This window comes from Deltaproteobacteria bacterium, from assembly GCA_016930875.1.
Taxonomy (GTDB): Bacteria; Desulfobacterota; Desulfobacteria; order Desulfobacterales.
The window spans coordinates 1-4,321 of the sequence record JAFGFW010000043.1 but is presented as its reverse complement, the minus strand read 5'-3'; the positions used below and the strand labels follow the sequence as shown (position 1 = coordinate 4,321).

Sequence of the window (4,321 nt, the reverse complement as noted above, 5' to 3'; positions counted from 1 at the left end):
ACCATGAAACATTTCCTGCAACACATAAGTAAGTAGGCCCTAATCAACAAGCCCTACGCACGCTGGGAACGAACGTCCCTCTTCTCCCGCCCGGCCTGTATCCCCAGAGCCGCCGTTGTCTCCTTCTCGCCGTACCCTAGGAGTTGAACCTTTGGGACACCCTTCACCTTGCAGTAAAAAACTGAGGGTTAATCCTTTAAGCAGAAACGCAGATTACGCAGGCCCGAAGGAATTCTCGAACAGGGCGAGAAGTGCTCTTCGGCCTTCGTCCGTGAGATTGACAGTTCCGGTCCCCACAAAGGTTTTATCCTTAATAATAGGCGTTTCAGCCACCCATGCATTGTCTTTCCAGGCAAACCATTTCTTTTGCTCCTGCTCGTACACGCTTACAGGACGATTGAACAGCTTGCCCAGTTCAACACCCCAGCCGGTTCCTCCTTTGACGGTTCCATCCGGTTGAATCCAGCCGACAGCGATTATGTGGTAGCCATTGTTCACCATGTGGAAAATGGATTGGATCACCTTGCGTATTTTCTCGACTTTGGAATAGTTCCGGCCCATACGGGTGGACACGATCTCCATGCTCACATCACCTCTGTCGAGCTCTTCAGGACTCAGCACCTTTATGCCTCTGTGTCTTTCGGTTCTGTGGCCTTCGAAAGAAAAGTTGACTTCCTGAATTCCCCACTGTTCGGCAAGGGCTCCGAATTCGGCCTCAGCCCCCCTGTGCCCTCCACTGTACAATATCATGTGCGAACGATCTGTCATGGTTGTATCTCCTTGTCTGTTGCCTTAGCGGCATTTTGATGGCTTCAACACTTTCGCAAAGCAGAAGACCCCTCTGTGGTTCGAAGGGTTGAGCCTCATAAAATAAGGAGTCTTTTTTCTTTTGCAACCCGGGCCAGGTTTTTTTCTCGGCCTGTTTTTTGGATGCAAACAGGGGTGACTTGATTGATGTATTTGAAAAATCAAAAGGCTGGATGGTTGGCACTCAGGAGACAGGGCTCAAGAGCGAAAGGAATATTTTAGCCAAAATCTGGGCGTGCCTCTCGAAAATCCTTTTACTGCTCTTGGCCTAATTCCTTCTTGAGCCATGCCTTTACGTCTTCGTCAAGGGCGTATACGCCCTTGAGTTCACAAATATCTTTTTCAAATTGCTTAGGTAGTTCAAATTTGGCCAGTTCAAAAGCGTCTTCGGAATTGCGGCGGATTAAATATATATAATAAGGTTTCTGCCAACAATTCACTGCAAAATAAGTTGAATAATCATTTTTGGAACGGATGACATACTTACCACTTCCCCAATCCGTATTACCCCATTCCAGATAGAGTTTAACTGCATCTACCGGCCCTAAATCCCAATTGACCTCATTGATGAGATCATGCTCCTTTTTTAACTCTTCCAAAGACAGCATTCTTCAATCCTCCACTACTCGTAAGAGATGTCAGGGAGAGAGAAGCGGGTACTTTCAATATATTGATTCGGATACTACCGTGAGAAAATGTAGCTCCCCAACGAATATGACCGCTCAGGTCTTTGCGAACGCCAGTCAAGGACAATGGCCGAGGCCAAACGGTTTGCTCACAGACCGCTTTTTCAGATGAGAACTTTTATAGAATCCAAGAAAATACTGCTGTTCCCAGTATCAATGAAATGATTCCGAATAGCCTTAAAGTCTGGTCCGATGCTGAATTTACCAGCCAGTTGTTAAGCTGTTCAAAGAGCCCTTGTGGGTTTGCAAAGATAAACCCAGCTTCGGCGAAGCCAATGAAACCGAGCAGCCTTATAAACCAGGCATTCCGAGCTTGAGGGGCGGCCAGTATCAGCAGTATGCCGAATATCGCCGGCAGTAGAGCGAGGAATCTTCCATCAATCCCGGTTAACATGTTGCCAAGAAGTCTTCTGCATTCCTTGGTGTAGAGGACCAGGCAAGACCCTAGCCCTATGCAAAAGACGCTATACGCGTACAAAAATTCTTTCATGTCGTACCTCTGAGGCGGTGAGATATGAGATTCTGTCAAGTGCACAATACAAGATTCCCGTTGAAAAGACAAGGCAGAGTCGCCTGATCCCGCCGTTAATTTTTGGCAATCCCGCAGTGGCGATATCGTTTGGAGACCGCAAACATTGCGCTTTTTCAAAAGCTTAACCGGATTGCAGCCATCACCACTTTTTGGAAAAACCTTAGCGACACCCCTCACATTTTCAGTTTCGTCGGCGCCGTCAGCCAAAACTCTAGAACTAAAGGGCGTAACCCAAGGTACCCATGCCTCGTCATTATGACCTGCTTCGGCCAACGTAAAGCATAAAATCATAGACCTCCCCAAAATACTCACTTCCAGTTTTCCTTTGCAGATTCTTAGCTTGCTCCGCCCCCAAAGAAACGGTTTGCGTAGCCGGGTTGATTCTATAGCAGGCCATAAAGATGTTTCAACATCTGGTAAGCAAGGGGAATGAATACGGCAGGAACTATGTTGCCGGTTTTGATTTTTTTGATTTCCAGCAGACCAATGCCGATGGCCATAATAAGAAGTCCCCCGACAGCAGACATTTGAGATACGACGTCGGGCAGTAAGAACTGTTTTAGAAAAGATGCAGTCGACGTAATGAGGCCCTGATAGACAAAAACCGAAACGGCAGAGAACAGAACGCCGATTCCAAGGGTCGAAGCAAACAACACCGAGCCGAGCCCATCAAGAATCGACTTTGCAAACAACGTCTGGTGGTTTCCAGTAAGCCCGCTTTCCATGGCGCCAACAATTGCCATCGCTCCGACGCAATACAGCAGGCTGGTGCTTACAAATCCCTTTGCAATACCTTTGCTGTCCTTGGACAACCGGCTCCCAATCCAATGGCCGAATTGCTCCAGCCTGTCTTCTATTTTTAAAAGCTCTCCCACAATACTTCCGATTACAAGGCTGAAGATAACCACCAGAATCGCATGGGTTTCTAGCGCTGTCTTGAGGCCAATCAGCACAACGGCAAGTCCTATGGCGTGCATGATCATCTGGCTGTATCTTTCCGGAATGCCTCCTCTAAGAAGCAAACCAACCAGGCTGCCGACGATGATGCTCAGTGTATTGACGATGGTTCCTAGCAATGTGAATTCCTGTCATTTGGCAAAGAGGATTAAACGATAGGGTCTGGTGTTCTTTGAGGTCGGATCAAGCTATATCAACCCTCTTTAGCAAGGTTTTATCCGAGATTATCCTGGATAAATTCTGGATAAGCTCCACGATTTCACGCTCAAAAAGGCGGTTACAAGGGCCGTTCCAGGCCCAATATCCGCAACCGTTGGCTGCATTTTTGTTTTACCGGCAACAGGGCTAAAACTGACGCATATCTTGACGGAGTCAACCATAACCAAACGACCTTCGAAAGGTATCAAATGCCGAGATCTGAGCCTTTATTTATAAGCCTCCACGTTGCCGAGATTAAAGGGTGCCCCCCAAAGTACTCCTTAATTTCGACAGAAAGCTCAAAAGGCTTTATAAATCCGCGCAAGGGGATGTCCCTGGGCCTGGATGGTCAGATCGTTGAAATAGCCGTAGGGTGTTTGAATGGCTTTATAACCGGCAGTTTCCAATCGTTGCTGGGTCCTGTCAAAAAGCGATTTGGCGTGTTCGGGTTCGGCTTTATCCTCTCCTAAATGGGTAAAGGAGTGCAGGATAATGACGCTCGTTTCCCATTTTCTCGCCAGCCATTTCGCGTTCTTCACCAGTTTGGTTTCTGCCGAACTGTTGTCTTCCATGTCCTCCGGCTCCACATGAATAAATGCCACGACCGCGTTTTCATGGGCATCTGCAGCGGCATCCGGAACGTCATCCAACGTTTTTATGGAAGGATTCCATGCGAACGTGTCACAATACCAGAAGAGGACTCTCATCTTTTCTCCCTACACCGGATCATTCCATTTGCACAACGTCAAGGTCACTTCGACACACCGAAGCTTTCAATTTGTTTTCTTAACAGCGTTCCGCATATACAAGACGTAGAATAAAAAATACGCTGAGATCCCGTTTCAGCCTGATCTGTCAAGATTAAAGATTCGACCACAAAGCCCTGAGAAGTTAATGACTCGTCTATAGATTCCGTAACGGCTTAAAAAGATATTCCAGACCGTTTACTCTAATCTCATGAACCATGCGCAACATATCACCCAGTTGTCCGGCCGGAAATCCTTTTTGGGCAAACCAAACCACATAAGGCTCAGGTAGGTCGATCAAACGCCGCTCCTTATACTTGCCAAACGGCATCCGCATCTTGGCCAATTTAAGCAAGACCGCCGCATCCGGCATGCACTCATTTTCTTCGTTCATT

The 4,321-nt window shown here is 47.4% G+C and carries 6 protein-coding genes; all 6 read right to left on the bottom strand.

Going from position 1 to position 4,321, the window contains the following annotated elements:
- Nucleotides 1-213: 213 nt before the first annotated feature.
- The gene (locus JW883_04320; protein ID MBN1841494.1) at nucleotides 214-768 is read right to left on the bottom strand and encodes a hypothetical protein; all 555 of its coding nucleotides are present in this window, start codon (nucleotides 766-768) and stop codon (nucleotides 214-216) included.
- A 293-nt stretch (nucleotides 769-1,061) separates the two neighbouring features.
- The gene (locus JW883_04315) at nucleotides 1,062-1,415 is read right to left on the bottom strand and encodes a hypothetical protein (protein ID MBN1841493.1); all 354 of its coding nucleotides are present in this window, start codon (nucleotides 1,413-1,415) and stop codon (nucleotides 1,062-1,064) included.
- A gap of 196 nt (nucleotides 1,416-1,611) precedes the next feature.
- Nucleotides 1,612-1,983, bottom strand: a complete 372-nt coding sequence (locus tag JW883_04310) for a hypothetical protein (protein ID MBN1841492.1) — start codon at nucleotides 1,981-1,983, stop codon at nucleotides 1,612-1,614.
- Nucleotides 1,984-2,408: 425 nt separating this feature from the next.
- Nucleotides 2,409-3,101, bottom strand: a complete 693-nt coding sequence (locus JW883_04305; GenBank protein MBN1841491.1) for a DUF554 domain-containing protein — start codon at nucleotides 3,099-3,101, stop codon at nucleotides 2,409-2,411.
- Nucleotides 3,102-3,479: 378 nt separating this feature from the next.
- Complete coding sequence (locus tag JW883_04300) at nucleotides 3,480-3,887, bottom strand: hypothetical protein (GenBank protein MBN1841490.1); 408 nt, start codon at nucleotides 3,885-3,887, stop codon at nucleotides 3,480-3,482.
- 196 nt (nucleotides 3,888-4,083) lie between these two features.
- A complete protein-coding gene (locus tag JW883_04295; GenBank protein ID MBN1841489.1) occupies nucleotides 4,084-4,320 on the bottom strand; it encodes a DUF3820 family protein in 237 nt (78 codons plus the stop codon).
- Nucleotide 4,321: the final 1 nt, after the last annotated feature.